This is a genomic window from Mesorhizobium sp. M0800 (assembly GCF_040320095.1).
Lineage (GTDB): Bacteria > Pseudomonadota > Alphaproteobacteria > Rhizobiales > Rhizobiaceae > Mesorhizobium.
In genome coordinates, this window is the sequence record NZ_JAMYOZ010000016.1 from 91,855 (window position 1) to 118,505 (window position 26,651).

25 protein-coding genes are annotated in these 26,651 nt (G+C 63.4%); 11 read left to right on the forward strand and 14 right to left on the reverse strand.

What is annotated here, in order from left to right:
* Positions 1–24 precede the first annotated feature (24 nt).
* Together NKI18_RS19450 and NKI18_RS19455 are read right to left on the reverse strand one after the other, a co-directional pair.
* Entirely contained in the window at positions 25–825 is an 801-nt protein-coding gene (locus NKI18_RS19450) for a lysophospholipid acyltransferase family protein (protein WP_352618909.1), read from the reverse strand.
* Positions 826–933: 108 nt separating this feature from the next.
* On the reverse strand, positions 934–1,842 hold the full coding sequence (locus tag NKI18_RS19455) for a LysR family transcriptional regulator (RefSeq protein ID WP_352618911.1): 909 nt from the start codon (positions 1,840–1,842) through the stop codon (positions 934–936).
* A gap of 132 nt (positions 1,843–1,974) precedes the next feature.
* Between NKI18_RS19455 and NKI18_RS19460 the strand changes: the two genes are divergently transcribed.
* Positions 1,975–2,595 carry a pyridoxamine 5'-phosphate oxidase family protein gene (locus NKI18_RS19460; protein WP_352618913.1) on the forward strand — a complete coding sequence of 207 codons (621 nt, stop codon included), beginning with the start codon at positions 1,975–1,977 and terminating at the stop codon, positions 2,593–2,595.
* Between the two features lie 29 nt (positions 2,596–2,624).
* On the opposite strand, the gene NKI18_RS19465 is transcribed toward NKI18_RS19460, so the two are convergent.
* The 3 genes from NKI18_RS19465 to ftsE form a co-directional block, all read right to left on the reverse strand.
* Positions 2,625–3,215 carry a YdcF family protein gene (locus NKI18_RS19465; RefSeq protein ID WP_502900723.1) on the reverse strand — a complete coding sequence of 197 codons (591 nt, stop codon included), beginning with the start codon at positions 3,213–3,215 and terminating at the stop codon, positions 2,625–2,627.
* A 262-nt stretch (positions 3,216–3,477) separates the two neighbouring features.
* Positions 3,478–4,467, reverse strand: a complete 990-nt coding sequence (locus tag NKI18_RS19470; RefSeq protein ID WP_353020279.1) for a cell division protein FtsX — start codon at positions 4,465–4,467, stop codon at positions 3,478–3,480.
* Positions 4,460–5,119: a cell division ATP-binding protein FtsE gene (gene ftsE, locus NKI18_RS19475; protein WP_023677923.1), complete on the reverse strand. Its 660-nt coding sequence runs from the start codon at positions 5,117–5,119 to the stop codon at positions 4,460–4,462. Before ftsE ends, NKI18_RS19470 begins: the two co-directional genes overlap by 8 nt.
* Positions 5,120–5,355: 236 nt before the next feature.
* On the opposite strand from ftsE, the gene NKI18_RS19480 reads away from it, so the two are divergent.
* The 3 genes from NKI18_RS19480 (at position 5,356) to NKI18_RS19490 (ending at position 6,926) form a co-directional block, all read left to right on the forward strand.
* Entirely contained in the window at positions 5,356–5,646 is a 291-nt protein-coding gene (locus NKI18_RS19480) for a hypothetical protein (protein ID WP_352618918.1), read from the forward strand.
* Positions 5,647–5,832: 186 nt separating this feature from the next.
* Complete coding sequence (gene hpt / locus NKI18_RS19485; protein ID WP_254816654.1) at positions 5,833–6,375, forward strand: hypoxanthine phosphoribosyltransferase; 543 nt, start codon at positions 5,833–5,835, stop codon at positions 6,373–6,375.
* 179 nt (positions 6,376–6,554) lie between these two features.
* On the forward strand, positions 6,555–6,926 hold the full coding sequence (locus NKI18_RS19490) for a response regulator (RefSeq protein WP_352570563.1): 372 nt from the start codon (positions 6,555–6,557) through the stop codon (positions 6,924–6,926).
* Between the two features lie 18 nt (positions 6,927–6,944).
* Here NKI18_RS19490 and NKI18_RS19495 read toward each other — a convergent pair whose 3' ends face one another.
* Positions 6,945–7,895 carry a DMT family transporter gene (locus NKI18_RS19495; protein ID WP_352618920.1) on the reverse strand — a complete coding sequence of 317 codons (951 nt, stop codon included), beginning with the start codon at positions 7,893–7,895 and terminating at the stop codon, positions 6,945–6,947.
* A 223-nt stretch (positions 7,896–8,118) separates the two neighbouring features.
* Here NKI18_RS19495 and NKI18_RS19500 point away from each other — a divergent pair, with 223 nt between their 5' ends.
* Positions 8,119–8,976, forward strand: a complete 858-nt coding sequence (locus NKI18_RS19500; RefSeq protein WP_352618922.1) for a LysR family transcriptional regulator — start codon at positions 8,119–8,121, stop codon at positions 8,974–8,976.
* Between the two features lie 73 nt (positions 8,977–9,049).
* Here NKI18_RS19500 and NKI18_RS19505 read toward each other — a convergent pair whose 3' ends face one another.
* Both NKI18_RS19505 and NKI18_RS19510 read right to left on the reverse strand, forming a co-directional pair.
* Complete coding sequence (locus NKI18_RS19505) at positions 9,050–11,665, reverse strand: TIGR02302 family protein (RefSeq protein ID WP_352618924.1); 2,616 nt, start codon at positions 11,663–11,665, stop codon at positions 9,050–9,052.
* A 212-nt stretch (positions 11,666–11,877) separates the two neighbouring features.
* A complete protein-coding gene (locus tag NKI18_RS19510; RefSeq protein ID WP_352618926.1) occupies positions 11,878–12,819 on the reverse strand; it encodes a threonine/serine dehydratase in 942 nt (313 codons plus the stop codon).
* A 63-nt stretch (positions 12,820–12,882) separates the two neighbouring features.
* Between NKI18_RS19510 and NKI18_RS19515 the strand changes: the two genes are divergently transcribed.
* The gene (locus NKI18_RS19515) at positions 12,883–13,185 is read left to right on the forward strand and encodes an ArsR/SmtB family transcription factor (protein ID WP_353020283.1); all 303 of its coding nucleotides are present in this window, start codon (positions 12,883–12,885) and stop codon (positions 13,183–13,185) included.
* Between the two features lie 10 nt (positions 13,186–13,195).
* Here NKI18_RS19515 and lysA read toward each other — a convergent pair whose 3' ends face one another.
* The 3 genes from lysA to argH form a co-directional block, all read right to left on the reverse strand.
* A complete protein-coding gene (gene lysA / locus NKI18_RS19520; RefSeq protein ID WP_352618928.1) occupies positions 13,196–14,464 on the reverse strand; it encodes a diaminopimelate decarboxylase in 1,269 nt (422 codons plus the stop codon).
* Positions 14,465–14,479: 15 nt separating this feature from the next.
* The gene (locus NKI18_RS19525) at positions 14,480–14,686 is read right to left on the reverse strand and encodes a hypothetical protein (RefSeq protein ID WP_023677931.1); all 207 of its coding nucleotides are present in this window, start codon (positions 14,684–14,686) and stop codon (positions 14,480–14,482) included.
* A gap of 71 nt (positions 14,687–14,757) precedes the next feature.
* Positions 14,758–16,158, reverse strand: a complete 1,401-nt coding sequence (gene argH, locus NKI18_RS19530) for an argininosuccinate lyase (protein WP_352618930.1) — start codon at positions 16,156–16,158, stop codon at positions 14,758–14,760.
* Between the two features lie 35 nt (positions 16,159–16,193).
* On the opposite strand from argH, the gene tlpA reads away from it, so the two are divergent.
* Positions 16,194–16,877, forward strand: a complete 684-nt coding sequence (gene tlpA, locus NKI18_RS19535) for a thiol:disulfide interchange protein TlpA (protein ID WP_352618932.1) — start codon at positions 16,194–16,196, stop codon at positions 16,875–16,877.
* Between the two features lie 2 nt (positions 16,878–16,879).
* Here tlpA and NKI18_RS19540 read toward each other — a convergent pair whose 3' ends face one another.
* Entirely contained in the window at positions 16,880–19,312 is a 2,433-nt protein-coding gene (locus tag NKI18_RS19540) for a bifunctional diguanylate cyclase/phosphodiesterase (protein WP_352618934.1), read from the reverse strand.
* Between the two features lie 296 nt (positions 19,313–19,608).
* Here NKI18_RS19540 and ugpB point away from each other — a divergent pair, with 296 nt between their 5' ends.
* From ugpB to ugpC, 4 genes are all read left to right on the forward strand, one after another.
* Positions 19,609–20,919, forward strand: a complete 1,311-nt coding sequence (gene ugpB / locus NKI18_RS19545) for a sn-glycerol-3-phosphate ABC transporter substrate-binding protein UgpB (RefSeq protein ID WP_352618936.1) — start codon at positions 19,609–19,611, stop codon at positions 20,917–20,919.
* Positions 20,920–21,000: 81 nt separating this feature from the next.
* Entirely contained in the window at positions 21,001–21,885 is an 885-nt protein-coding gene (gene ugpA, locus NKI18_RS19550) for a sn-glycerol-3-phosphate ABC transporter permease UgpA (protein WP_023677936.1), read from the forward strand.
* Between the two features lie 8 nt (positions 21,886–21,893).
* Complete coding sequence (gene ugpE, locus NKI18_RS19555; RefSeq protein WP_352593916.1) at positions 21,894–22,742, forward strand: sn-glycerol-3-phosphate ABC transporter permease UgpE; 849 nt, start codon at positions 21,894–21,896, stop codon at positions 22,740–22,742.
* 7 nt (positions 22,743–22,749) lie between these two features.
* Positions 22,750–23,817: a sn-glycerol-3-phosphate ABC transporter ATP-binding protein UgpC gene (ugpC, locus tag NKI18_RS19560; protein ID WP_352456683.1), complete on the forward strand. Its 1,068-nt coding sequence runs from the start codon at positions 22,750–22,752 to the stop codon at positions 23,815–23,817.
* Between the two features lie 22 nt (positions 23,818–23,839).
* On the opposite strand, the gene NKI18_RS19565 is transcribed toward ugpC, so the two are convergent.
* Positions 23,840–24,922, reverse strand: coding sequence for an ABC transporter ATP-binding protein (locus tag NKI18_RS19565; RefSeq protein WP_352570553.1), 1,083 nt, complete (start codon positions 24,920–24,922; stop codon positions 23,840–23,842).
* Positions 24,919–26,502 carry an ABC transporter permease gene (locus NKI18_RS19570; RefSeq protein WP_352577202.1) on the reverse strand — a complete coding sequence of 528 codons (1,584 nt, stop codon included), beginning with the start codon at positions 26,500–26,502 and terminating at the stop codon, positions 24,919–24,921. Before NKI18_RS19570 ends, NKI18_RS19565 begins: the two co-directional genes overlap by 4 nt.
* Positions 26,503–26,651 lie beyond the last annotated feature (149 nt).

Below are 26,651 nucleotides of genomic sequence, written 5' to 3' on the forward strand. Positions count from 1 at the left end.
TTTCTGGCATCCGCGGCGGGTGTCTCAGCCTTTCAATTCAGGTTTCGCGTCCAGCTCACCAAGCCGTTTCACCGCCGTCGGCGGCATCGGCGGCGGGTTCGGCGTCTGCGACGCTTCGACGAGGAGCTGGTCGCAGGCGGCCTCCGTCTCGCCGATCAGCCGTTGCATAAATTCGTCCTTGCCGAGCCCGGGCGGGATCGGTGGCAGGAAGCGCGCCTTGATCGTGCCGGGATAGCGCAGGAATTTGCGGCGCGGCCAATAGAGGCCGGCGACGTGAGCGACCGGCACCACCGGAATGCCAAGTTGCGCGTAGAGTTCGACGATGCCGTATTTGTAGACCGGTTCGTCGCCCGGCGCCCGGCGGGTGCCCTCGGGATAGATGATCAGCTGGCGCGGATTGCGCGCCAATTCCTGTTTGGTCGCGGCGATCACCGTCTTCAATGCCTTCGAGCGGCTGCCGCGGTCGACAGGAATCATCCGCATCTTCAAAATGTACCAGCCGAAGAACGGGATCCAGGTCAGCTCCCGTTTCAATATGTAAACGGGATCGTCGAGATAAGGCAGGAAAGCGATCGTGTCCCAGAAGGACTGGTGCTTCGGCGCCAGGATGAAGGAGCCTTCAGGCAGGTTCTCCTGGCCGGTGATCTCGCTTCTGGTGCCGGCGATCTTGTCGTAGAGCCACATGCTGGTGCGCGACCAGAATTTCGGCACGAACCAGGCGCGATGGCGCGGCGACAGGAAATAATACGGGGTCCAGAGGATCATCTGGACGATCAGATTGAGGTAAAAGGCGAGATTGAATGCCAGCGAGCGGATATGGAGCATACAGCAAGTGCCCGGTGAGGAGGTGTGCGTTGGTTACACCAAGCGCCGGCAAAAAGGAAACGCTGCGAGGCCGATGATCGGTTCCGGTTTTGCGATGGGCCGTCTTCGTCACGTTTGCCACGCCGCCTGCAGCAAGCGCTGTCTCAGGCGCGGGGCGGCGAAGTCGAGGAATGCGCGCAGCTTCACCGGCAGCAGCCCCTGGCCGGCATGGACGAGGCTCACCGGCCATGGGTCTGGCTCAAACTCTTGCAGCACCGGGCGCAGCGTACCCGACCGAACCGCGGCGGCGATCTGGTAGGAAAGCAGCCTCGTCACGCCGACGCCGGCAATCGCCGCATCGATCGCTGCCTCAGCGGTGTTGACCCGTAGCCTGGAGCGGACCGGCACGGCGAATTCGGCCTTGCCGGTGGCGAAGCTCCAGGCTGCGGCGGTGAGCCCTTCGAAGGTGATGGCACTGTGTGCTGCAAGCTCCTGCGGCGTTTTCGGTGTGCCGTGCTCGGCGAGATAGGCCGGGCTCGCGCAAACGACGCGGCGGATTGAACCCAGGCGGGTGGCGATCAGGCTCGAATCGGCAAGCTCGCCGATGCGGATGGCGAGGTCGATGTGCTCTTCGACCAACTGGGTTATCCGGTCGGCGAGTGTCAGCCGCACACCTACCTCAGGATAGACGGAGAGGAAGCTGGTGACGACCGGCAGCACATGCAGGCGGCCGAAGACGATCGGCGCAGTGACGATCAGCTCGCCGGTCGGGGCGCTGTATTCGCCGGCGGCTATTCGCTCGGCCTCGCCGACCTCATCGAGAATGCGACGACAGGCGGCGAGATAGGCGTGGCCTGCATCGGTCAGCGACAGCTGCCGCGCCGAGCGGTTCAACAGCCGTGTCTTCAGGTGCTTTTCCAGGTCCGAAACCTTGCGGCTGACCGTCGTCAGCGGAATGCCGAAGCGGCGCCCGGCAGCCGAGAGGCTGCCTGTCTCCGCCGCGGCAACGAAAAGCGACATGGACTGGAGGCGATCCATAGCTCTCCCGAAAATTTGCCCTCCCGAAAAACGGAAGGATAGATTGCAGATATTGGCATCTGCATCTCGAAGATGGAAGGACCTATTTCCTGACTAGCAATGCAGCGCAGCTTGGCGCTTGAGGAGGCTTCCATGAACGCTCACACCAGCGATGTTGCTTTCACCCCGACGGTGAAGGCGATTCAGGCGCGCAAGGGCTCGCGCCAGGCCTATGCCCGTGTCGAGGAGCGTGGCGGCTGGCAGGCGGCAATCACGCCCGATCTCGCCGCCTTCATCGAGGCGCAGACCAGCGTCTTTCTGTCGACCGCCAATGCGGACGGGCAGCCTTACATCCAGCATCGCGGCGGGCCTGCCGGTTTCCTCACGGTGCTCGACGAACGGACGATCGGCTTTGCCGATTTTTCCGGCAACAGGCAGTTCATCACCCAGGGCAACCTCAGCGACAACCCACCGGCTTTCCTATTCCTGATCGATTATGCGCACCGGCAGCGCATCAAGATCTGGGGCAGGGCGCGCGTCGTCGAGGGCGATGCCGAGCTGACGGCAAAGCTGATGCCGCAAGACTATAAGGCGCGACCCGAGCAGGTTATCCTGTTTACGGTTTCGGCTTGGGATTCAAATTGCTCGCAGCACATCCCGCAGCGTTTCGAAGCGGCCGACGTGGCGGCGGCGCTGGGCGAACGCGACAAGCGCATCGAACGGCTCGAACAGGAGATCGCACGCTTGCGATCAGATGCAGCAGCCAAGGAATAAGAGCTAGGGAATAAAAGTGCCGGTGCCGTTCAGCTTCCGCCCGCGGCGTCGGCCAGCGTGACGCCGTTGGGCGATTGCTTCGCCGGCATGATGCCGCGCGCCAGCGCCAGCAGGTATTTGTTGTATTCGGTGAACAGCACGCGCAGCGCTTCCGGCTTGGTCAGCCAGCCGCCATTCTCGAGGTTGGTGTTGACCACCGGATAGGGCTCGAGCCTGGCGCCGTGCAGCAGCCGGCCCATTTCCAGCAAGCTACGCGGCATATGATAATTATTGGTGACGAGAATGACGGTGCCGTAGGCATGGTCCTCGACCCATTTGGCACTTTCCTCGGCATTGCCGATCGTGTCGAGCGCGGCGCGGTCGATGTCGACGCAGCAGGAAAACAGCCTCTTGTCGCCGCCGGTCGCGGCCTGAAGCTGGCGGCGGCTGGCGGAGGGATGGACGCCGCTGATCAGCAGCCGCTCGCCCTTGCCTAACGCAAGCAGGCCCATCGCAGCGTCGAGGCGCGACTGGCCGCCGGTCAGCACGATGATAGCGTCGGCCCTTGCCGGATTGGCGGGCGTAGTCAGGCGGCTGACGGTATTGGCGAACCAGCCGAAGCCGGCGACAAACAGCGCCATAAAGGCGAGCAGAAGGAGAGCCGAGATGCGCAAGGAGCGGGCTGCCAGCAGCCGCCGATGTTTGGCGAACTGACCCGGCTTGGCAAATTCATCAGGCTCGGCGAATACAGGCGGGCGCGCAACCAGCACTGGCATGCATCCAGCGGTATCGGTCGAGTCCCGAACGTCCATCATGAAATGGTTAATCCCGAAATACGGCCTTTGGTAGGAAAAAAATGCAATTTTCGTGACGATGCGTTTTCATCCGTGATCGATCTTTCCTTTAGCCGGCGTCCGGCTGGCGAATGTCGATGTCGCTGAGATAGGTAACCACGGTGAAATGGGAGGTTGCCGCCGTCAGCGCGCCGATCACCAGCACCATGACAGCGACCCCGAGATAACCCGCCGAGCCGATGGCGAAATTGCCGAACAGGGCGGTCGCCTGGTCGGCCTGCGGCGTTGCCATGTTGCGTGACGACCACCAGGAGAAGACGATGAAGACCAGGATCGCCGCGGCGCCGCCTGCCGCGGCGCCCTTCATGCCAGTGACCAGAAAATGCCGGCGGAATTCGCGCGCGATGAAGCGCGCCTCGGCGCCGACAAAATGCAGCACCTCGATGATGTGACCATTGCCGGCCATGGCGCCGCGCGTTGCGAACACAACGGTCAGCACCGTCGCCGACAGCATCAGCGCCAGCACTGCGACACCGATCGTTACCGTGGTGCGGGCCATGGCAACCAGCCGGTCGACCCAGGTGCGATGATCGTCGAGCGAGGCACTCGGCAGCTTCGGCGTGATTGCCGCGCGCAGTGCGGCGAAATCGGGCGGGTTGTTCTCATCGATGGTGATGATGATCAAGCGCGGCACCGGCAGCTCATCGATGTTCAGGCCCGAGCCCAGCCAAGGCTCGAGCAGCCGGGCCGTCGCTTCGCGGTCGACGATCCGGGCGCTTTTCACGCCAGGGAATTCGCCGGCGATCTGCGAGGCCAGCGCAAGTGCGGCCTCCATGTCGAGGCCGTCGACCGGCTTGATCTGGATGGTCGCCTCGCGCGAGATCTGGTTCTCCCAGACGGAGGCGGTGTCACGCACCAGCGTGACGGCGCCAAACGTCAGGCAGGACAGAAACGTCATGATGGCGATGACCAGCACCAGCGCCCGGCCGGCGATGTTCTGCGCCGGCACGATCGGCGCCATCTTGCGCTGGGCGCGGGGTTTTATCCCGGCCTCCTCGATGCCCTGATCCTGGAGGTGTTCGGCGGGAAGGTCAGTCATAGATGTCCAGCCTTCCGCCGGCCAGGATCATTCGCCGTGCGTCGACCTGTTCCATCAGGCCGAGGTCGTGTGTGGCGATCACCACGGCGGTGCCCAGCCGGTTGAGCTCGATGAACAACCGCAGCAAGCGTCGTGCCAGCGGCGGGTCGACATTGCCGGTCGGCTCGTCGGCGAGCAGGATCTCGGGCTGCTCGATCAACGCCCGGGCGATGGCGGCGCGCTGCTTCTCGCCGCCAGACAGCACCGGCGGCAGCACATGCATGCGCTCGCCGAGGCCGACCCATTTCAGCAGCTCGGTGACGTCAGTGCGATAGGTCGCCTCCTCGCGGCCGCGCACGCGCAGCGGCAAGGCCACGTTCTCGTAGGTGGTCATATGGTCGAGCAGGCGAAAATCCTGGAACACCACGCCGATGCGACGTCTCAGATGCGGCAATTCGGTACGCGAGATGCGCGAGCGGTCCTTGCCGAAAATGGTGATCAGGCCGCGCGTCGGCTTCAGCGACATGAACAAAAGCCGCAGCAACGTCGTCTTGCCGGCGCCTGAAGGTCCGCTCAGGAACTGAAAGGAGCGCTCCGGAATGTGCAAGGAGATGTCGCGGAGAATCTCCGGACCCATGCCATAGCGGAGGCCGACATTTTCGAAGCGGATCACTTTCGACGACCTGAAATTCTCGGCGGCAAGATGCCAGCCCTTTCTGTGGAAAGACCATCGGCCGGCATGGTTAACCGACGGTTAATTTGGGGGCTTTTCGAGCGAGTCACAGGGGTTCCGGTGGGGAAGCGTTAACCATTTCCGTTTACCCAAAAGAAACGAACAGCGAACAGGTGCGGTAGTGTTGGGCCATGATGGCTGAGGATCGAACCGCGCGCCCGGTTTCCGGCGAAATCATGACCGATCCGGCCGCCGAGCCGGAACGCATCATGCGCGACGTGACCGCCGAGGTCATCGATGCCGATTATGAGGTGCTGCCCCGCCATTTTACACGTCCAGACTTTGCGCCGCCGCCTGCGCGCATGATGTCCATGCCTTCGATCGAAGGCATGGACATGTTGCGCAAGCCCGAAACCGCCGTCGAACGGCCGTTGTGGGTGCATGGTGGGCCGATCTTCTGGATTGTCGGCGTCGGTGCCGCCTTTGCCGCCTTCTGGATTTCGGGCGGCCACGCGCTGGTTCGTTAGAGCGGCACCAGAAAATCAACAGGTCACCAGATAAACGATTCGCGACGCGCTGCGGACACCCGACCGTTCGCGGGCGTCCTGCGAAAGATTTGGCCTTGCCAGCCGGCTCGACATGCCTAGAAACAGGTTGAAGACCGTTTTCGGTCGGCTTCGCCTACAAAGGCGATCATTCTGGAAGGGCAGCCAATGCCAGTTGTGCGCGGCAAGGACATCGAAGTCCTGTTTTCGGCGTCCGCCATCGCGCGGCGGAACCTGGAACTTGCCAAGGAGATCGCCGGGCACGACTACCACGACCTTCTGGTAATTTCGGTGCTGAAGGGATCGTTCATCTTCGCCGCCGATCTTATCCGTGCCATGCACGATGTCGGCCTGTCGCCGGAGGTCGAGTTCATCTTCATCTCGAGCTATGGCGCCGGCACGACCAGCGGTGAGGTGAGGGTGCTGCGCGACATCGACAACGAGGTCGCCGGCCGCGATGTGCTTTTGATCGACGACATTCTGGAATCCGGCAAGACACTGAGTTTCACCCGCGACCTCATGCTGTCGCGCGGCGCGAGGAGCTGTGCCATCGCCGTGCTGCTCGACAAGCGCATGCGCCGCCAGACCACGCTCAACGCCGACTATGTCGGCTTTGACTGCCCCGATTATTTCGTCGTCGGTTATGGCATGGACGTCGCCCACGCGTTTCGGGAATTGCCCTTCGTCGGCATCGTCAAGGGCGACGCTTGAGGCCTTTTGATAATTCTACTCCGGCGGCCACCTGCCGGTGCTCTCCGACTCGAACGTCCGCTCCGCTCCGGTTCTCGAAAACCACGCCATCTGACTCGCCGGAGCGAATTCTGAAAAGGCCTCATCGACCCTTGGCGCCTTCAGGAAACATCAACTTTTCCCCGCCAAATATCCTGCCCATGGCAAAGCTCCTGATCGTCGAGGACGATGAATCCGTCCGCACTCTCGCCGCTCGTGCGCTCGAGCGCGCCGGGCATAATGTCACAGTTGCCGCCGACGGCGCACATGGCCTTTCTCTGATCCGGACGGCGCAAGGGAGCTACGACCTTGTGCTGTCCGACATCCGCATGCCGGAGATGGACGGCATCGAGATGGCCAAGGCGGCAGCGGCGCTGTTCCCGGCGATGAAGATCATGCTAATGACCGGCTATGCCGACCAGCGCGAGCGCGCCGAGGAATTGGATGGCATTATTCTCGACGTCGTGCAAAAGCCGTTCACGCTGGCTGAAATCCGCGCCCGCGTCGAACAGGCGCTCGCCTGCTTCGCCTAAGCCCAAGGCCGACCGCCTTCAGGCGGGGTCGCAGGTCGCCGCAATGGCTGGCGCGCCGCTCCGGCGCCGGCTGGCATTGAGGGCAAACAGGCCCGCGCCGATGATGAGGGCTGCGCCTGCCGCCGTCGCTGGTCGCGGCACTTCGGCAAAGAACAGAAAACCCCATAGCGGCGACCAGATGATACCGGTGTATTCGAAGGTGGCGACGCTGTTGGCGGGCGCCAGCCGGTAGGCCTGCGACAACAGGATCATGCCGGCCGAGGCAACGAAGCCGCATGCCCCCATCTTGAGGAGATCCGGCGTCGCCGGCCAGACCCATGGCCGGACGAGGAATTCGAGACTCGGATGCACGGCGTGGTCAATGTCTGCCAGCCAAAACAATGCCGCCGCCAAGGCGGCGCCGACCAGATAGGCGCCGTTCTGATAGAAAGCCATGACGGTCGAGGATTCGGTGTCGCCGATCTTGCGTGCCATCAGCTGCGAGAAACCGTAGAGCAGAGCCGAACCTAGCGACAGCAGCGCTGCCCAGTCGAACAAGCCGGCGCCCGGGCGCACCATCACCAGCACGCCGAGCATGCCGACCAGGACGGTGGCGAGCGCCTGCCAGGTCGCGCGTTCGCCGAGATAGGGGCCGGCCAACGCCATGATGAACAGCGGCGCCATGAAATAGAGCGCCACCGCGTCAGCCAGCGGCAGGGCGGCGATTGCCAGGTAGTAGGCCGTATAGGAGGTGAACTGGATGAAGGCGCGCATCGTCAGCATGCCGAACCGCTTCGACAGGATCGCCTGCAATCCGACATCGGCGTGGACAAGGAAAACCAGGATCGGCAGGGCGACGATCGAGCGGATCGCCATCACCTCGGTGACCGGATAGTGGCTCGACACCGCCTTGACCAGCGGGTCCTGCAGCGAAAAGACCAGCACGCCGAGACAGAGGCTGAGGATGCCGAGCACAAGCCGATTCTGCATAGGCGCTCCTGTCTCCCGCGTGCGCGGCCGAAAGCAGGCCTGCATCCGGGTAAAAAGAACCCGCCACCGTTTCGGGCAGCGGGTACGAGTGAGGACTTTTGATTGGTCCGCAGCCGATTTCGCGGCCGCATATCCAATGGGTAAGGCGACTATCGTCCGCCGTTTGACATGTTGCAAACGAATTGGAATGATGCCAGCAATCAGATTTTCTTATGGCGGGCACATGCGACCCAATCTCGACAGCGACCTGTTGCGCACCTTCGTGGCGGTCGCCGACACCGGCAATTTCACCAAAGCGGCGGAGCGGGCCGGCCGCACCCAGTCGGCGGTCTCGATGCAGATGAAGAGGCTCGAAGGCATGATCGGCGACAGCCTGTTCGAGCGCGGGTCGCGCGGTGTAGCGTTGACGCAGCGCGGCGGCGAACTCATCGCCAACGCCAGGCGCATCGTTTCACTGCTCGACGAGACGGCGGCATCGATGGTCGCGGCGCCGCTTGGCGGGCCGGTGCGCATCGGTATCCCGGAGGAATATGGCCACGCGATCCTGTCGCGGGCACTCGGCGCCTTTGCCAAGCGCCATCCTCAGGTCGACATCACCGTCCGCTACGCGCATTCCGGTGCGCAGATCGCGGCGCTCGCCGCCGGCGAGCTCGATCTGGCGGTGGTGTTCGAATGGCAGGATCTGTCAGGCGGTGAGGTGCTGATGCATGACCCGACCGTATGGGTGACGTCGGAGTTGCATCACATGCATGAGGAGCGGCCGGTGCCGATCGCGCTCTACAACCGTGCCGGTTGGTGCAAGGATTTCGCCATAAAGTCGCTGGAACAGCGCGGTCTCGCCTATCGTGTCGCCTACACCAGCGATACCAATGGCGGCCTGCGGCTCGCCGTCACCTCCGGGTTGGCGATCGCGCCGATCTCGCGCAGCAACATCCCGGCCGGCTGCCGCGAGCTTACGGTCGCCGACGGGTTCGGCGACATCGATTCCTCGAACGTGGTGCTGCGGCGCAATCCGAACGCTTCCGGCGAGGCCATCGACGGCATGGAAGAGGCGATCCGCGAGGCGTTCGCCAACCGTTAAAACGTGCCGCTCAGTCCGGCGGCGGCGGCCTCCACGGACCGCACGGCGATCTTCCGAATATTGGGGGGCAGCCTTACTTCAGCTCCAGCAACCGCTCCAGATAGCTGCGCTCGATATCGGGGCTGAGTGCGTTGCCGAGCCGCTTGCGGATCGCTTCGAGGATCTGGCGGGCACGCTGCACATCGATCTCGTCGGGCACTCTCACCGAACTTCCGTCATCGGGACCCTCGCTGGTGCGGGGCCGCCCGAGCGGGTCACGGTCGGCATTCTGCTGGCGTCCGCCCTGCCCGTTGCCGCCCTGGTCGCCTTGCATCGCCTGCAGTTGCTTCATCATGTCCTTGGCGCCCCTGCGCAAGGCTTCCAATGCGCGGCCCTGGTGACCGACGGCCTGATCGCCTTCGCCCTCGCCGAGCGCCTGTTCGGCATTGCCCATGGATTTGCCGGCCTCGCCAAACCCCTCGTTGGGGTCGAGGCCCATGCCTTCGAGGCTCTTCCTCAATTGATCGAGCTCGCCCTGCAGCTTGCCCTGGCCTTCCTGCAATTGCTTCAGCGCATCAGCAAATTCCTGCGGCGTCATCGGCTTCGGCCGGCCGAGCGGATCGCGGTCGTCACCCGGGCCGGGTTTGCCCTCTTCGCCCATCGGGTCTGGCTCACCGTTCTCGCCGAGCTGCTCGTCGCGGTTCTGCCCGCGCTGTTGCTGGCCGCGCTGCATCTGGTCCATACGGAAAGTGTCGTTCATCATCTCCTGCTGGCGCCGCATGATCTCGCCCAGCTTGTCCATCTGCTGGCGCATCTCGCTGTCTTGCTGGCCGCCTTGTTGCTGGCGGCCTGCCTGCAGATTGTTCATCATGTCCTGCAACTCGGACAGCAATTGCTGCGCCTGGTCGCGATTGCCGGATTTCGCCAGGTTCTCGATCTGGTCCATCATGCGGTCGATGTCGCTCTGGCGCAGTTCCTGACCGTTCTGCTGCATCTGTGGCGCATTCGGATTCTGCTGCGCCCGCGCCGCGAATTCCTGCAGGAACTGGTTCATCGCCTCGCGCAGTTCCTTCATCGCCTTCTCGATCTCTTGGTCGCTGGCGCCGTTCTTGATCGCATCCTGCAGCGCCTGCTGCGCCTGGCGCAGCCGCTTCTCGGCCGCCGACAGATTGCCTTCCTCAATGCCGAGCGCGATCTCCCAGAGGTAAGCGACCTCGTCGCGCAACTGGTCGTCGCTGTCTGCCATCTTCAGCCGGGTGCGGGCGCTCATGATGGCGAGGTAGTGCGCCATGTTGTCGAACGTGTCTTCCGGCCTGAGCGTGATTGCATCCATCAGGTCGAGCACGCGGTCCTTGGCATAGGCGTCGAGCGCCAGTATGCGGCGCTGCTCGACCACAGCCCGCGCCAACGGGTTGGAGAATGGCCGCTCCGGCATCACCAGCGTCTTGGTTTCGCTGGTCGCCGTGTGTCCGGCACCGTCGGTGGCGACAAGCGACAGCTTGACGTTGCCACCTGCCCAGACATGGTCGGTCAGGTCCTTCGTCGTCTTAGCGGCATTGGCCTTGCCGCCGCGGCGCGGCAACGTCAGCGGCATTTCCGGCGGGCCATAGAGCGGATGCGCGTTGGGCACTTGCGGATCGGCCAATGCGAAAACCGCCTTGGCGGAGGCCGCGCCATAGTCGTCGTCGATCTGGTAGTTGAGTTCGAAGGCGCCGTTGACGGCGCGCTTCGGCTCGCCGACAAAGCGGATCTGCGGCGGCTTGTCGGGAATTATGGCGAAGGCCCAGCGGCCGAGCTCGCCGTCGCTGGACTGCAGCGTCAGCGTGCCGTCGGCCGTTAACTTGCCGCTGAACTGGCGCACGGTGGAAGGCGTTGCCGGACTTGCCTCAGTCTTGGCGGCTTGCGGCCCGGTCGGATCGATGGCGCGGGTGTTGCCGCCGGTGTCGGCGTAGCTCAGCGTTTCCTCGCCCGAACCGCCGGTGACGCGCAGCGACACATCGCTGCCCTCCGGAACCGTGAAGGTCGGCGGCGCTTGAGTGGCGTTGTTGGCCAGGACCGGGGCGTTCAGGAATACCGGCGGCCTGCCGGTATAGGCCGGCGGCGTCACCCAGGCATCAATGCGCGGCGGCACGACGTCGCGGGCGGTACGGGCAACAAAACCGTCGCTCAGCCTGCCGCCCGATGGCCCGAAGGAGAAGGCAAAGGCAGTGACCAACAAAAGCGCGGCAACGGCGCGCAGTGCCCACGGGTCGCGTTCCGGCACGCGTGTGCGCGGCACGTCGCCGCCAAGCTCGCCCAGCCGGTCCGCCATGCGCCGCTGATGCTCGCGCCACAGGGCTTGCGAAAAAATGCTTTCCTTGCCGCTCGGGCGATCGGTCTGGACCTGCACCGGGCTGTGCAGCAATCGGTTGGCCGCCTCGATGCGGCGGTCGACCTCGGCACTGGATGGCGTGCGGAAGAAACGCAGTGGATAGAGTGCGGCAAGCGCTACGACGCCGAATGCCGTGATAAGACCGATCCGCGCCAGATCGGGCAAAAATGGGAACAGGCCGAGCCACGAAATGCTGAGGAACAGGCTGGCGACGATGATCAGTGGCAGCAGCAATGGCCAGCCGCGTTCGATGATTATCGAGACCTGCGTGCCCAGCCGGCTCAAGGCAAGGCGCCTGGCCAGACTGCGATCGCTGGTGAAAATGGGTCGTTGTGTCATCGGCCCTTCCTGGCCGGGCGGGATAGCCCAGGCCTCACGAGTCTATCGCATGGGCCCGAAAAGTCGATTTTCGGGAAGCACGATGCGAAGACCTAAAATCTTAGCGCGTACTTCGTGCGTCCAAGCGGATGCACATCGCCCTCAGGATACCAACAAACACGGCGAAGGCGAGGCGGTTCCCCAAAACGTGAACAATAATGCCCCGGATATTATCAGAATTTTGCCGGATTGGCGTTTGCGCCGCAGACCAGTACGGCAACGCGCTCGCCTGCAGCCGGTGCGTAGCGGCCGGACAGGAGCGCCGCGAAGGCGGCCGCACCGCCCGGCTCGGAGATGATTCGCACGCGGTCCCACAGCGCCGCCTGGGCGGCGATAATGTCGTCGTCGCCGACCAGGATCGAGCGCTCGACGAATGCCTCGGCGATAGGAAACATCATTTCGCCGACACGCTTTGGCGCGAGCGAATCGGCGGCGATGCCCTCAGCCGGCGCGTCGACGGGTCGGCCCGCCTCGAAGGCGCGATGAAGCGTCGGCGCACCCTCCGGCTCGACCGCGATTATCCTGATGCGGCCGGAAAACCAGGCAGCGATGCCGCCGATCAGCCCGCCGCCGCCGACGGCGACCAGCAGGGTGTCGAGCTTCGGCAGGTCGGCCTCGATCTCGAGGCCGAGCGTGCCTTGCCCGACCAACGTCTCCTCCTGGTTGAAGGCGTGGATCTGCAGCGCGCCGGATTTTTCGGCGAAGCTCTCGCTGGCGGCCAGCGCCTCGGCATAACGGGCGCCGCCGACGATCAGCTCGGCGCCGTAGCCGCGGATGCGGTCCAGCTTGGCCTGCGGGCTCACTTCGGGAACAAAGATAGTCGCCTTGTGGCCGAGCCGCATGGCGGCATAGGCGACGGCGGCACCGTGGTTGCCGCCCGATGCGGCGACGACGCCGGCGGCAGGAACCGGCCGTTCGAGGAGATTGGTGAACGCACCACGTGCCTTGAACGAGCCGGAATGCTGCAAGCACTCAAGCTTCAGGTCGACAGGCAGAGGCGGGCGGCCGAAATCGGCCATGTCGACGCGCAGCACCGGCGTGTGGCGCACGAAGGGCCGGATGCGGGGTTCTATCGCCGCAATGCGCTCGCGTGTGATCGTGTGGCCGTGCAGCATGGTTTCACTCCCAGAGTTGACATTCAGAGTTGACATTACCTGGTAACTTGGCAAAGTGCCTAAATGCAAGAAGTTGATGTCTTCAAAGCGATTGCCAACGAGCGCAGGCTCCAGATCCTCGATTGGCTCAAGGACCCGCGCGCGCATTTTCCGCTGCAGGCGGACGGCGATCTGGTCGAGGACGGCGTCTGCGCGCTGCTGATCGCGGAAAAGCTGGGGATCACCCAGGCAACGCTCAGCGAGCATATGCGCGTGCTCACCCAGGCAGGGCTTTTGCGCAGCAAGCGCATCAAGCAGTGGATATTCTATCGCCGGAATGAGGACAGAATCGCCGAGACCAGGGCGCTCATTCAGCACCGGCTGTAGCTGCAGAGTTCTACTCCAACCAGTCCGGCACCGAGTCCAGTCCGATCAGCTCGTCATAGGTCTGGCGCGGGCGCACAACGTGGAAGCGGTCGCCGTCGACCAGCACTTCCGGTACCAGCAGCCTGGTATTGTAGGTGCCGGCCTGAACGGCGCCATAGGCGCCGGCGGTGGAGACAGCGATCAGGTCGCCGGATTTCAGCCGGGGCAGGTCACGGTCGAGCCCGAGATAGTCGCCGGTCTCACAAACCGGGCCAACGACGTCGACCTTCATGCGTGGTGCAGCGGCCGGCTGCTGCGCCACCGGCCTGATGTCGTGGAAAGCGTCGTAAAGCGTCGGCCGGATCAGGTCGTTCATCGCGGCGTCTACGACGAGGAAGTTCTTGGCGTCGCCCTCCTTCACGAAGATCACCTGCGAGACCAGGATGCCGGCATTGCCTGATATCAGCCGGCCTGGCTCGAACATCACTTTCAGCCCAAGTTTGGCAACATGCTTCCTGACGATCTGGGCATAGGCATCGGGCAAAGGCGGCGGGTTGTTGTCGACACGGTAGGGAATGCCAAGGCCGCCGCCGACATCGATGTGCTCGATGGCATGACCGTCGGAGCGCAAGGCGCCGACCAGCTCCACCAGCAGCGCAAAGGCGTCGTCGAAGGGCTGCAATTCGGTGATCTGGCTGCCGATATGGGTGTCTATGCCGGTGACCTTGATGCCCGGCAGCTCAGCCGCGCGCGCATAGACCTTCCGGGCATGCTGCCACGGAATGCCGAACTTGTTCTCGGCCTTCCCAGTCGAAATCTTCTTGTGCGTCCTGGCGTCGACATCCGGATTGATGCGCAGCGAGATCGGCGCGATCTTGCCCAGCGCGGTGGCGCGGGCCGACAGCAGCTCCAGCTCCGGTTCGGATTCGACGTTGAAACAGAGAATGCCGGCCGAGAGCGCAAAATCCATTTCGCGCGCGGTCTTGCCGACGCCCGAAAACAGGATCTTGCTTGCCGGGATGCCGGCCGCCAAAGCGCGGCGCAATTCGCCCTCCGAGACCACGTCGGCGCCGGCGCCGAGCCTTGCCAGCACCCTCAGCACGGCCTGGTTGGAATTCGCCTTCATGGCATAGCAGACGAGGGCATCGAGCCCGGCAAAGGCCTCGGTGAAGACGCGAAAATGCCTGGTCAGCGTCGCCGTCGAATAACAGTAGAACGGCGTGCCGACGCTGGCGGCGATGTCTGATATCGCCACGTCCTCGGCATGCAGCGCGCCGTCGCGGTAGTCGAAATGGTTCACGAGATTGGTCCGAAATCAGAGCAGCGGGTCGAGGATGAATTTCTTGTCCTCGACAGGTTTTTCCGGCTCCGGCGGCAAAGGTTGCTTGGCCTTCTCGGCGTCCTTGCGGGCCTGCACGGCTGCCGCGTACGGCGTGTCGAGCGCAGCCTTCCTGCCGCAGGCCGCAACGGTGGCCATTGCCGCCAGCAGCGTCAGCGTCACCAAAATCCTGCTTCCGGTCATCGTGCCATCCGTCCGAAACTGTTGCCCGCAGCCGCTTCTAGCCGAGTTTTGCGGCCATTGCACCCCGCGTCTTACGCCTTGGCGAGCCGCTTTTTCCAGTAGCGGATCTGCTTGCGCACCTCGGACGGCGCGGTGCCGCCGAAGCTCGTGCGGCTCTTTACAGAATTCTGCACGGCAAGAACCGAAAACACGTCGGCGCTGATACCGGGGTGAATGGACTGCAGATCCTCCAGCGAAAGCCTGTCGAGCCCGATCTTCCTGTCCTCGGCCAGCGCCACCGCCCGGCCAGTGATATGGTGCGCCTCGCGGAACGGCAGCCCGAGCGTGCGCACCAGCCAGTCGGCGAGGTCGGTCGCAGTCGAATAGCCGGCGCCGGCAGCCTTTTTCATCGCGGCAGTGTTCACCGTCATATCGCGCACCATGCCGGTCATTGCCGCCAGCATCAGGTCGAGCGTCTCGGCCGCGTCGAAGACGGATTCCTTGTCTTCCTGCATGTCCTTGCCATAGGTCAGCGGCATGCCCTTCATTACCGTCAGCAGGCCGACGAGATGGCCGGTGACGCGGCCGGTCTTGCCGCGCACCAGTTCGGCAGCGTCCGGGTTCTTCTTCTGCGGCATGATCGACGAACCCGTCGAGAAACTATCCGATAGCCTGACGAAGCCGAATTGCGGCGTCGACCAGATGATGATCTCTTCGGCCAGCCGCGACAGATGCGTCGCGCAGATCGCCGCCAAGCCCAGGAACTCGAGCGCGAAATCGCGGTCCGAAACACTGTCGAGCGAATTGCGCATCGGCTCGCGAAAGCCAAGCGCCTTCGCCGTCTGGTGCCGGTCGATGGAAAAGCTGGTGCCGGCAAGGGCGGCGGCGCCGAGCGGGCTTTCATCCATTCGCTCAATCGCATCGCGGACGCGAGACAGGTCGCGTGCAAACATCTCGACATAAGCCATGCAGTGGTGGCCGAAGGTCACCGGCTGCGCTGCCTGCATGTGGGTGAAGCCCGGCATCACCGTTGCCGCATGCTCCTCGGCCCGATCCAGGAACGCCGTGATCAGGCCCTTCAGCGCCTCGGTGACACGAAAGCATTCGTCCTTGACCCACAGCCTGAGATCGACCGCCACCTGGTCGTTGCGCGAGCGGGCGGTATGCAGGCGGCCGGCGGCGGGGCCGATCAAATCGGCCAGACGGGCCTCGACATTCATGTGGATGTCTTCCAGCCTGGTCGAGAACTCGAATGTGCCGGCCTCGATCTCTGCGAGGATCGTGTTCAGCCCGTGAGCGATTTTTTCTTGATCGGCCGCCGAAATAATGCCCGTTTGCGCCAGCATCTGGCTATGGGCGATCGAGCCGCGAATATCCTGCGCATAGAGTTTGCGGTCGAACGAGATCGACGCGTTGATCGCTTCCATGATTGCGGCCGGACCCGAGGCAAAACGTCCGCCCCACATCTGGTTGCTGGCCTTCTTGTCGTTCATCGCTATAACCCGTGCTCCGGAGCAGTTTTTCAAAAATGGCAGACGGCAATAGATTTTTCTCGGCTTTGCGTCTCATCCTCGCCGCTTTGGTTGCGGGCGTGCTGGCCGGCGCGGTCGCGGTATATGTCAGGGAAAGCAGTTCTGGCAACAAGGCGCCCGCGCAAGTGGCCGCCGGCGGCGGCAAGGACGACGTCGCCTGCGCCGCCAAGACCGACCGTGCCAAGAAGATCGCCGCCGCTGCCACCGGCCAGGTTGCCGCGCTTTTGCCGGTGGATCCGCCGCAATCGCTGAAAAGCCTTGCCTTCAACGGCCCCGACGGCAAGCCGACGACGATCGCCGATCATGCCGGCAAGACGGTGCTGCTCAATCTGTGGGCGACATGGTGCGCACCTTGCCGCGCCGAAATGCCGGCGCTCGATGCGCTGCAGAAGGAGATGGGCAGCGATGCGTTTCAGGTTGTTGCCGTCAACGTCGATGCCGGCGACGATGCCAAACCGAAGAAGTTCCTGGAGGACACCGGCGTCAAGTCGCTCGGCTACTATCGCGATGCCACGATGGCGCTGTTCAACGACGTCAAGACGCGCGGCCTGGCGCTCGGTCTGCCGGTCACCATGCTGATCGATGGGCAAGGCTGCCTGATCGCCCATATGAATGGCCCGGCCGAATGGTCGGGGCCGGATGCCAAGCGACTGGTCGAGGCGGCGCTTCAGCCGGGATAGGCTCAGACCGTGCGCAGGCGCGGCTTGAGCACGGCAATGCTTGCGCCGCGTCGGCTGGCGGTGCGGATTGCCGGAGCGGCCACGCCCGTCAGTTCCCCGAATGTCTCGATCGGAGCCGGTTTGCCGAGGTAGTAGCCTTGCCCGATCTCGCAAGCCTCGGCGTCCAGGAACTGCAATTCACCCGGCGTCTCGATGCCTTCTGCCAGAACCGGGAGGCCGAGACCACGTCCAAGCCCCAGCACGGCGCGAACGATCGCCGCGAACTGGGCGTTCTTGTCGACCGATTTGATGAACGACCCGTCGATCTTGATCTTGTCGAAGGGAAAGGCGCTGAGGTTGGACAGCGAAGAATAGCCGGTGCCAAAATCGTCCATCGCCACATGCACGCCAAGCGCCTTGACCTGCCTCAAGGTTGCCAGCGCGCGCGGCATGTCCTTCACCAGGGCCGTTTCGGTGATCTCCAGTTCGAGCCTGCCGGGGGCCAGGCCGGATCTCGTCAATGCGTCGTGCACCTTGCGGCTGAAGTTCGGATTGTGAAGTTGCACGGCGGAGACGTTGACGGCGACCATCAGCGGGTTTGTCCAGCGAACAGCATCGTTACAAGCCGTCATCAGCACCCAGTCGCCGATCTGCGCGATAGCGCCACTGTCCTCGGCCACGGGAATGAAAACGGCCGGAGAAATGTCACCCCGCTCAGGGTGCTGCCAACGGACCAGGGCTTCGAAGCCGATCATCCTGCCGCCGCGGATCTCCTTCTGCGGCTGATAGACGAGGTGGAACTCCTTGCGGGCGATCGCCTGGCGCAATTCATGCTCCATCACGCGCTTGTCGCGGGCCGCGGTGCCCATGGCTATCTCGAAAAACCGATAAGTGTCCCTGCCTTCGGTTTTGGCGCGATGGAGTGCCGTGTCGGCATGGCTGATCAGGCCGGCCTGGTCTTCGGCATCCAGCGGAAAGAAGGCGATGCCGATGCTGGCCGAGACGAGGCCGGAGCCGACCGAAACCCTGTTTTCCTCCCGGATCGCCGCCAGCAAGTCCTCGGCTATCCGGCCTGCGGCCAGGGGGTCGGGGAGGTTCGGAGCTATGATGGCAAATTCATCGCCGCCGAGACGCGCGAGCATCTGTCCGTGGCGCGGGATGCCGGAAATGCAGTGCGCCAGCTTCTGCAGCATAGCATCGCCGGCCCCGTGGCCATAGAGGTCGTTGACTTGCTTGAACCGGTCAAGGTCAAGCAGCAGGAGCGCCAGATGTCCATCCTTGCCGCCACGATCCATCGAGGCGAATTCTGCTTCCAGCCGGGAAGAAAAGCTCCGCCGATTGGCAAGCCCGGTAAGCGGATCGAAATGCGCGAGGCGGAGGATCTCTTGTTCTGCCTTCTTGCGCTCACGGATGTCGCGAACGGCAAGCACTGTATGAGGCCTGCCGCAGTAGGTGATTTTCCTGGCGATCAGCTCGACAGGAATTCTCGCCCCGTCGCTGCCCCTTAACTTCGCTTCCTGCGCCTGTTCGCCGAAGCCGGACATATCGGCTGCGCTCTGTCCGTCGAAAAGCTCGCCGAATTGCATCGTGTTCAGGGTGGCTGTCGCTGTTCCGGTCAGCTTCGCCATACTGTCATTGGCGCTGACAATGCGGGTGCCATCGCAAACGATCAGACCTTCCACCGCCGCATTGGCGAGATCGTGCATGCGATCGGCCTCGAGCTTCTGGCGGCGAAAGCGCAGGTCGATCCACAGCGCGGCACCCGATAGCACAAGGATTATCAGGCTGGCGACCGCTGCGGCAAAGGCCTGGGAAATGGGCTCGATGGAATGTTCGGATATTTGAATCGAGGAATCCGGAATGATGGACACCGCGGCCATCGCGATGAAATGCAAGCTGCAAATCGCCAGCGTCAAAAGCGCGGCGCCGCCGAAAGTCGCGAGCGCTGACGGACGGCGCAAGACGACAAGGAGCGCCAGTGCCGCGAGGGTCACGCCGGCCAGAAGCGATATCGCGACAAGGAGCAGGTTCCATACGACCCGGCCTTCGACCTCGAAAGCTGCCATGCCGATGTAGTGCATCGTCGCGATGGCGCCGCCCAGAATGGCGCCACCGACGAGGAAATGGTCGATGCCGCGGCGCAAGGTGGCGACCCACATCCCAAGCGCGGTCATGATAACGGCGGCGGCAAGCGAAAAGGCGGATAATCCCGGATTGTATGCGTTAGGTATTCCCGGCGTAAACGCGGTCATGGCGATGAAATGCGTCGCCCATATGCCGAACCCGGTCGAGGCCGCGGCGATCATCAGCCAGACAAGCCGGTTTCGCTCGGTCGATCGGCCGACATGCTTAAGGAGATTAACCGCTGAGAAGCAAGAAATTCCACAGACGAGTGCGGCAAGCGCAACCAGTCTCGGATCGTGCTGACTTACAATACAATTATAGACCGTCAGCATCCTGGTTCACTCGGTCTGCCAAAACTAACAGGGGAGGTGTGACTGATTAGCTCTTGGAGATTTTAACGAATGGTTAACCCGTGGGCCATGAGGCGGGTCTTTTCGGGGGAAAACCGACGCCGCTGCGCCGAAAAGACGGTGATGTGATTTCTGGCGCCCGGTTTCGGTAGCGAGTGCACTTTAGGAAGGAATGATGTTCATTGATCCGCAATAAAACCGTTGTCCGATTGTCATCAGCGCCACATATTGGCTTTGCGGAAGTGCCCCTTTCGCCAATGACAAACGGGAGATGAAACATGAAGTTCTTCGGCTTTGCGGCCGGTATCGCCGCCACCGTGACCCTGCTTTCCACCACCTCCGCCTTCGCCGTCACGCAGATCAGCTGGTGGCACGCCATGACCGGCGCCAACGCCGAGGTCGTCGCCAAGATCTCCAAGGATTTCAACGCCAGCCAAAGCGACTATGAGCTCGTTCCGGTGTTCAAGGGCACCTATCCGGAGACGCTGAATGCCGGCATCGCTGCCTTTCGTGCCGGGCAAGCGCCCGATATCCTCCAGGTGTTCGACGTCGGCACCGGCGTGATGATGGCGGCCGAGGGTGCGATAAAGCCGGTGGCCGATGTGATGACCGGCGCCGGGATGACTTTCGACAAGAGCCAGTATCTGCCCGGCATCGTCGGCTATTATTCGAAGCCGGACGGCACCATGCTATCGTTCCCCTACAACTCTTCCTCGCCGATCCTCTACTACAACAAGGACATCTTCCAGAAGGCGGGCCTCGACGTGAACAATCCGCCCAAGACGTGGAACGAGGTGTGGGAAGCTGCCAAGAAGATCAAGACGAGCGGCGCCGCCCCTTGCGGCTATACCTCGACCTGGCTGACCTGGATCCACCTGGAGAATTTCGCGGCGTGGAATGACGTGCCTTGGGCCACCCAGCAGAATGGCCTGGCCGGCGGTGATGTCGAACTCAAGATCAATGCGCCGATTTTCGTCAACCACTTCCAGGCGCTCGCTGACCTGGCCAAGGACGGCACGTTCAAATATGGCGGGCGCACCTCCGAAGCCAAGCAGATATTCCTCGCCGGCGAATGCGGCATCTTCACCGAATCGTCGGGCGGCCTCGGCGATATCGTCAAGTCCGGCATGAACTATGGCATCGGCCAGCTTCCTTACGACAGTGACGCCAAGGGTGCCCCGCAGAACACGACGCCGGGCGGTGCCAGCCTGTGGGTGTTCGGCAACAAGTCGGACGAGGAATACAAGGGCGTCGCGGCCTTCTTTGTCTATCTGTCCAAGACCGATGTGCAGGAATATCTGCACCAGAAGTCGGGATACCTGCCTGTGACGCTCGCCGCATACGAGGCGACCAAGAAATCAGGCTTCTATGACAAAAACCCCGGCCGCGAGACACCCATCCTGCAGATGACAGGCAAGGCGCCGACCGACAACTCGAAGGGCGTGCGCCTGCCGAATCTGCCGCAGGTGCGTGATATCCAGAACGAGGAGATCGAGAAGATGCTGGCTGGCCAGCAAACCGCTCAGCAGGCGCTCGACAATGCCGTCGCGCGCGGCAACGCGGCGATCAAGGAAGCGCTGGAGAACTGACGGGATTATCTCGGTTAGTCGGTTGGAATATCGCCCACGCGGGCTCGCGTGGGCGACACCTGGATAGCGAGGGAAATCAGCCTGTCTCCACGCGTCGTCTTTCCCAACAAGATCCTGCCCTACCTGCTGGTGGCGCCACAACTCGCCATCACCCTGGTTTTCTTCTACTGGCCGGCCGGTCAGGCGCTTTACCAGTCGATGCTCAGGCAAGACCCGTTCGGGCTGAAGAGCAGGTTCGTCTGGTTTGCCAATTTCCGGAAGGTGCTGGCCGATCCGGCCTACCTCAACTCGATCAAGGTCACCGTAGTGTTCTCTCTTGCGACCGCGATCGTTGCCATGGTTGTCGCCCTGCTGCTCGCGGTCATGGCCGAGAAGGCCGTGCGCGGCAAAGGCCTCTACCGCACACTGTTGATATGGCCTTACGCCGTGGCGCCGGCGATTGCCGGCATGCTTTGGCTTTTCCTGTTCAATCCCTCGATCGGCTCGTTGGCCTATTTGCTGAGAAGCCTCGGCATCGTATGGGACCCGCTGCTCAACGGCACCCACGCCATGATCCTGCTGGTGTCGGCTGCTGCCTGGAAGCAGATCAGCTATAACTTCCTGTTCTTCGTCGCCGGCCTGCAGGCGGTGCCGAAAACGCTGATCGAAGCGGCGGCCATGGACGGCGCCGGCGAAACCAAGCGCTTCTGGACCATCGTCTTCCCGCTGCTTGCGCCGACAACCTTTTTCCTGCTGGTCGTCAACACCGTCTATGCCCTGTTCGACACGTTCGGCATCGTTCATGCCGTCACCGGCGGCGGGCCCGGCAAGACGACCGAGACGCTGGTCTACAAGGTCTACAATGACGGCTTCGTCAATCTGATCCTGGGCGATTCGGCGGCGCAGTCGGTCATCCTGATGGCCATCGTCATTGCGCTCACAGCGATCCAGTTCCGCTATGTGGAACGCAAAGTCCATTACGGCTGAGGGAAGCGATGATCGGCCAGTCCCCGCTCCGCACCTTCATCGCCCATGCCGTGCTCATCCTCGGCATATTGATCGTGGCTTTTCCGATCTACTACACCTTCGTTGCCTCGACGCACACGCTGCAAACGATCCTCAGGCCGCCCCTGCCGCTCTTGCCCGGCGGCCAGCTATGGAACAATTACAACGAGGCGCTGTTCGGCGGCATCGGTCGTATCGGCGGCGTCAGCGTCGGCAGGCTGCTCCTCAACACCACGATCATGGCGCTCGGCGTTGCGGTGGGAAAGATCTTCATCTCGATCCTGTCGGCCTACGCGATCGTGTTCTTTCGCTTTCCGCTGCGCATGACCTTCTTCTGGCTGATCTTCATCACCTTGATGCTTCCAGTCGAGGTGCGCATCCTGCCGACCTACAAGGTGATGGTCGATCTCGGCATGATCGACACCTATGCCGGCCTGATCGTCCCGCTGATCGCCTCGGCCACCGCAACGCTGCTGTTTCGCCAGTTCTTCATGACCATACCGGGCGAATTGGTCGAGGCGGCGCGTGTCGACGGTGCCGGGCCATGGCGCTTCTTTTTCGATATTCTGGTGCCGCTGTCGCGGACAAACATCGCCGCGCTGTTCGTGATCCTCTTCATCTATGGCTGGACGCAGTATCTTTGGCCGCTGCTCGTCACCAACAGCAACGACATGAACACCATCGTCATCGCGCTGAGAAAGATGGTTTCCTTCGCCGATGCCGACACCCAATGGCACCTGGTGATGGTCACGGCAATGCTGGCCATCGTGCCGCCGATCCTGGTGGTCGTGCTGATGCAACGCTGGTTCGTGCGCGGTCTGGTCGAATCCGAAAAGTGAGAAGCCGATGGCGACCGTGGATCTGAAGGATGTCAGGAAAATCTATCCCAGCGGCGTCGAGGCCGTGAAGGGCGTTTCCATCGCCATTCCCGACAAGGAGCTTTGCGTGCTGGTCGGCCCCTCCGGCTGCGGCAAGTCTACGCTGCTGAGGATGATCGCCGGGCTGGAGACGATTTCTGCCGGTACAGTCGCCATCGACGGCAAGGTGGTCAACGCCATTGGCCCGACCGAGCGCGACATCGCCATGGTGTTCCAGAACTACGCGCTCTACCCGCATATGAAGGTCTATGACAACATGGCCTATGGCCTGCGCAATCGCGGCACGCCCAAGGACGAGATCGACAGCAGGGTGCGCTCGACCGCCAAGGTGCTGGAGCTTTCGGCGCTGCTCGACCGGCGCCCGCGCGAGCTTTCCGGCGGCCAGCGCCAGCGTGTTGCCATGGGCCGCGCCATCGTGCGCAACCCGAAAGTCTTCCTGTTCGACGAACCGCTGTCCAACCTCGATGCGAAATTGCGCGGGCAGATGCGCATCGAGATCAAGAATCTGCAGCGCTCGCTTGGCGTCACCTCGGTTTATGTCACGCACGACCAGCTTGAGGCGATGACGCTGGCCGACATCCTCGTCGTCATGAACGCCGGCCTGGTCGAGCAGACCGGCGCGCCGCTTGATGTGTACGAGAAACCGGCCTCGACCTTCGTCGCTTCGTTCATAGGCGCACCGCCGATGAATCTGCTGGCGCTCACAGGGGCCTCCCCAAGCTCGGTATTGGCGGACGGTACTGTGATTGGCTTGGCGCCTCGACAGGGCAAGGCAGTGACACTAGGCTTTCGTCCGGAGGACGCCGACATCACCTTCGCGGCAGAGGCGCCGGCCGGCGCGCTCGCGCTGCCGGCAACAGTGGAAGCGGTCGAACCGGTCGGTGCCGAAAGCTTTCTCCATTGCGTGGCAGCCGGCAGCCGCATCGTGGTGCGCGTCTCAGGCCGCGCCAGCGCCAAGCCAGGCGACCAATTGCGCGTCGTGGCCAGGTCCGAAAAGCTGCATTGGTTCGATCAGGCGGGCAAACGGGTCGATTGAAGTCGGCCTTGCGCAAAACCGTTCAGGCAAACACATGCGCCTTGCCCGACACGGTCAGCCGGACGATCTCGCCGATCGCCGGCGCGTCCATGCCCGGCTTGCGCAGGATCAACGGCGTATTGCCGATGGCGGCGGCGTCGGGCGGATCGGGGCTGTTCAACAGACGCACCGCGATGGTGCACATCGAGCCGGCGAACTCCGATTCCGTCACCTCGCCGAACAGCATGTCCGGCGTGCCGGACATGCCTTCACGCGATGTGCGTTTCAGCAACACCTGCTCCGGCCGCAGCATGATGCGGGCGACGTCGCGCCGCTCCGAGCTGTCGACAGCGATGCGGCCGAGCGGCGAGATGGCGAAGCCATCGGCGATCCTTGCCGGCAGGACGATGGCGTCGCCAAGGAACTCGGCGACCATCCTGTCCTTCGGCTTGAAATAGAGCTCGCGCGGCGTGCCGACCTGCGAGAATTTGCCGTCGCGCATCACCGCGACCTGGCTGGCGAATGACAGCGCCTCGGCCTGGTCGTGGGTGACCAGGATGGTGGTGATGCCGGCGGTTTCAAGGAGCTCGGCCACGGCCTTGCGCATCGAGGCGCGCAGGCCGGTGTCGAGCGCCGAGAACGGCTCGTCGAGCAGCATCAGCCGCGGCTTCATGGCCATGGCGCGGGCGAGCGCGACGCGCTGCTGCTGGCCACCGGAGAGTTCGTGCGGACGGCGCTTCAGGATACCTTTGTCCAGCCCGACGACATAGGCGAGCTCGGCGATGCGCTCACTGCGCTTTTCCTCGTGACGCCCCATGCCGAAGCCGATATTGGCAGCGATGCTCAGATGCGGGAATAGAGCGCCGTCCTGCGCCACCAGCCCGATGCCGCGGCGATGCGCCGGCACGGCCGTGTCGCCTTCGGCCAGCACCTCGCCATCAAGCACGATGCGGCCTTGGTCCGGCGCCTCGAAGCCGGCGATCAGCCGCAGCAAGGTGGTCTTGCCGCAACCGGACGGCCCGACGACAGCCGTACGGCTGCCGCTGGCCACGCTGAGGTCGACGCCGGCAAGTGCTGCGACCGGCCCGTAGTGCTTGTGGATGCCGCTCAGCTCGAGAAAGCTCATCGCCCAGCCATCCGCTTCGACTGGACGTAGAGCAACCAGGTCAAAGGCAGCGACATCGCCACCATGATCAGGGCATAAGGCGCCGCCGACGCATAGTCGATCTCGCCGCTATAGGACCAGAACGCCATGGCCAGCGTGCGGGTGCCGTTGGGCGCCAGCATCTGGGTTGCGGTCAATTCGTTCATGATACCCAGCGCGACCAACGCCATGCCGGCTGCGGCACCCGGCGCCGACAGGCGGATCGTGGTCGACCACAGCGCCTTGAGCGGCGACCGGCCGAGGCTGGAGGCGGCGCGTTCGAGCTCGACCGGTGCCTGTGCGATCGACGCCCGCAAGCTGATCAGCGCGCGCGGCAGGAACATCAGCGCATAGGCGACCAGAATAGTGAACAGGGTCTGGTAGAGCGGCATGGCGATACGCACGGCGATGGTGACCAGCGCCAGGGCGATGACAACGCCGGGCAACGCGCCGACGATATAGTTGCAGCCCTCCAGGACGCGTTGCAGCCGCCCCGGCGCGCGGATCGAAATCCACGCCATCGGCATTGCCGCGACGGTGGCGAGCAGCGCGCCGGCAATTGCTAGGAACAGCGTTTGGCCAAGCGCCAGGCCGATCTCGTCGAGCCGCCAGACATCGGCGCCGCCGGCCATGAGCCAGCGGCCGATAGTGGCGAACGGCACGCCGAGCGCCAGCAGCGTGGTAATGGCAGGCAGCAGCAGGCAAGGAATGGTGGCGCGCCCAAGGCCCGTGCGCTGCTGCTGGCGCGCAGCACCCGAACCGACGCGGGCATAGCGCTCCTCGCCGCGCACCAGCACCTCCAGCCCGAGCAGCACAAGGCAGCAGGTCACCAGCACGCCGGCCAGCATGTTGGCGGCGGGACCGTTGAAGGTCGACTGGAACTGGTCGACGATCGCGGTGGTGAAGGTGTCGAAGCGGATGAAGACATAGAGCCCATATTCGGCCAGGAGATGCAGGCCGACCAGCAGGGAGCCGCCGCAAATGGCGAGCCGGAGCTGCGGCAGCACGACGCGCCTGAACACACGCCACGGGCCGAGACCAAGGGCTGCCGCTGCATCCTCGAGAGCGGGATCGAGCCGGCGCAATGCCGCCGCCACCGGCAGATAAAGGAAGGGGAAATAGGCGATGACCGACACAAGCACGCCGGCCCACAGGCCGTGCAGTCTGGGCACCATGGTGACCCAGGCGTAACTGTGGACGAAGGCCGGAATGGCGAGCGGCGCCACCGACAGCCAGGCCCATAGGCGGGCACCCGGCAGATCGCTGCGCTCGGTCAGCCAGGCCAGCATGACCGACAGCACGATCGAGATCGGCACCGCCAACACCACCAGCAGGCTGGTGTTGACCAGAAGTTCGCCGACGCGCGGCCTGAACACCAGCGCCGCCACCGTTTCCCAGCCGGTCTGCACCGCCACCCAGACGATGAAGGCAAGCGGCAGCAGCGCGAAAAGCGAGACAAAGACGGCAGCCAACGCAATCCATGAGACCGACCAACGACGTGCCCGCACGGCCGTGGCGTCGGCCGGCAAGCCTGGGCGTGCGAGATCGATCGCGGATTGCATCAGATCAGACGTTGCGCCAGCTCCGCCCGGAGGCGGAAACGATCGGCGGCGGATAATCTCGCGGGTAGCTTGTGGTCATAGGCAAATGCCATCTTGAAAACAGAGCGCTCCTGTGGAAAGCGAATTCCCACAGGAGCGCAGTCGGTTGC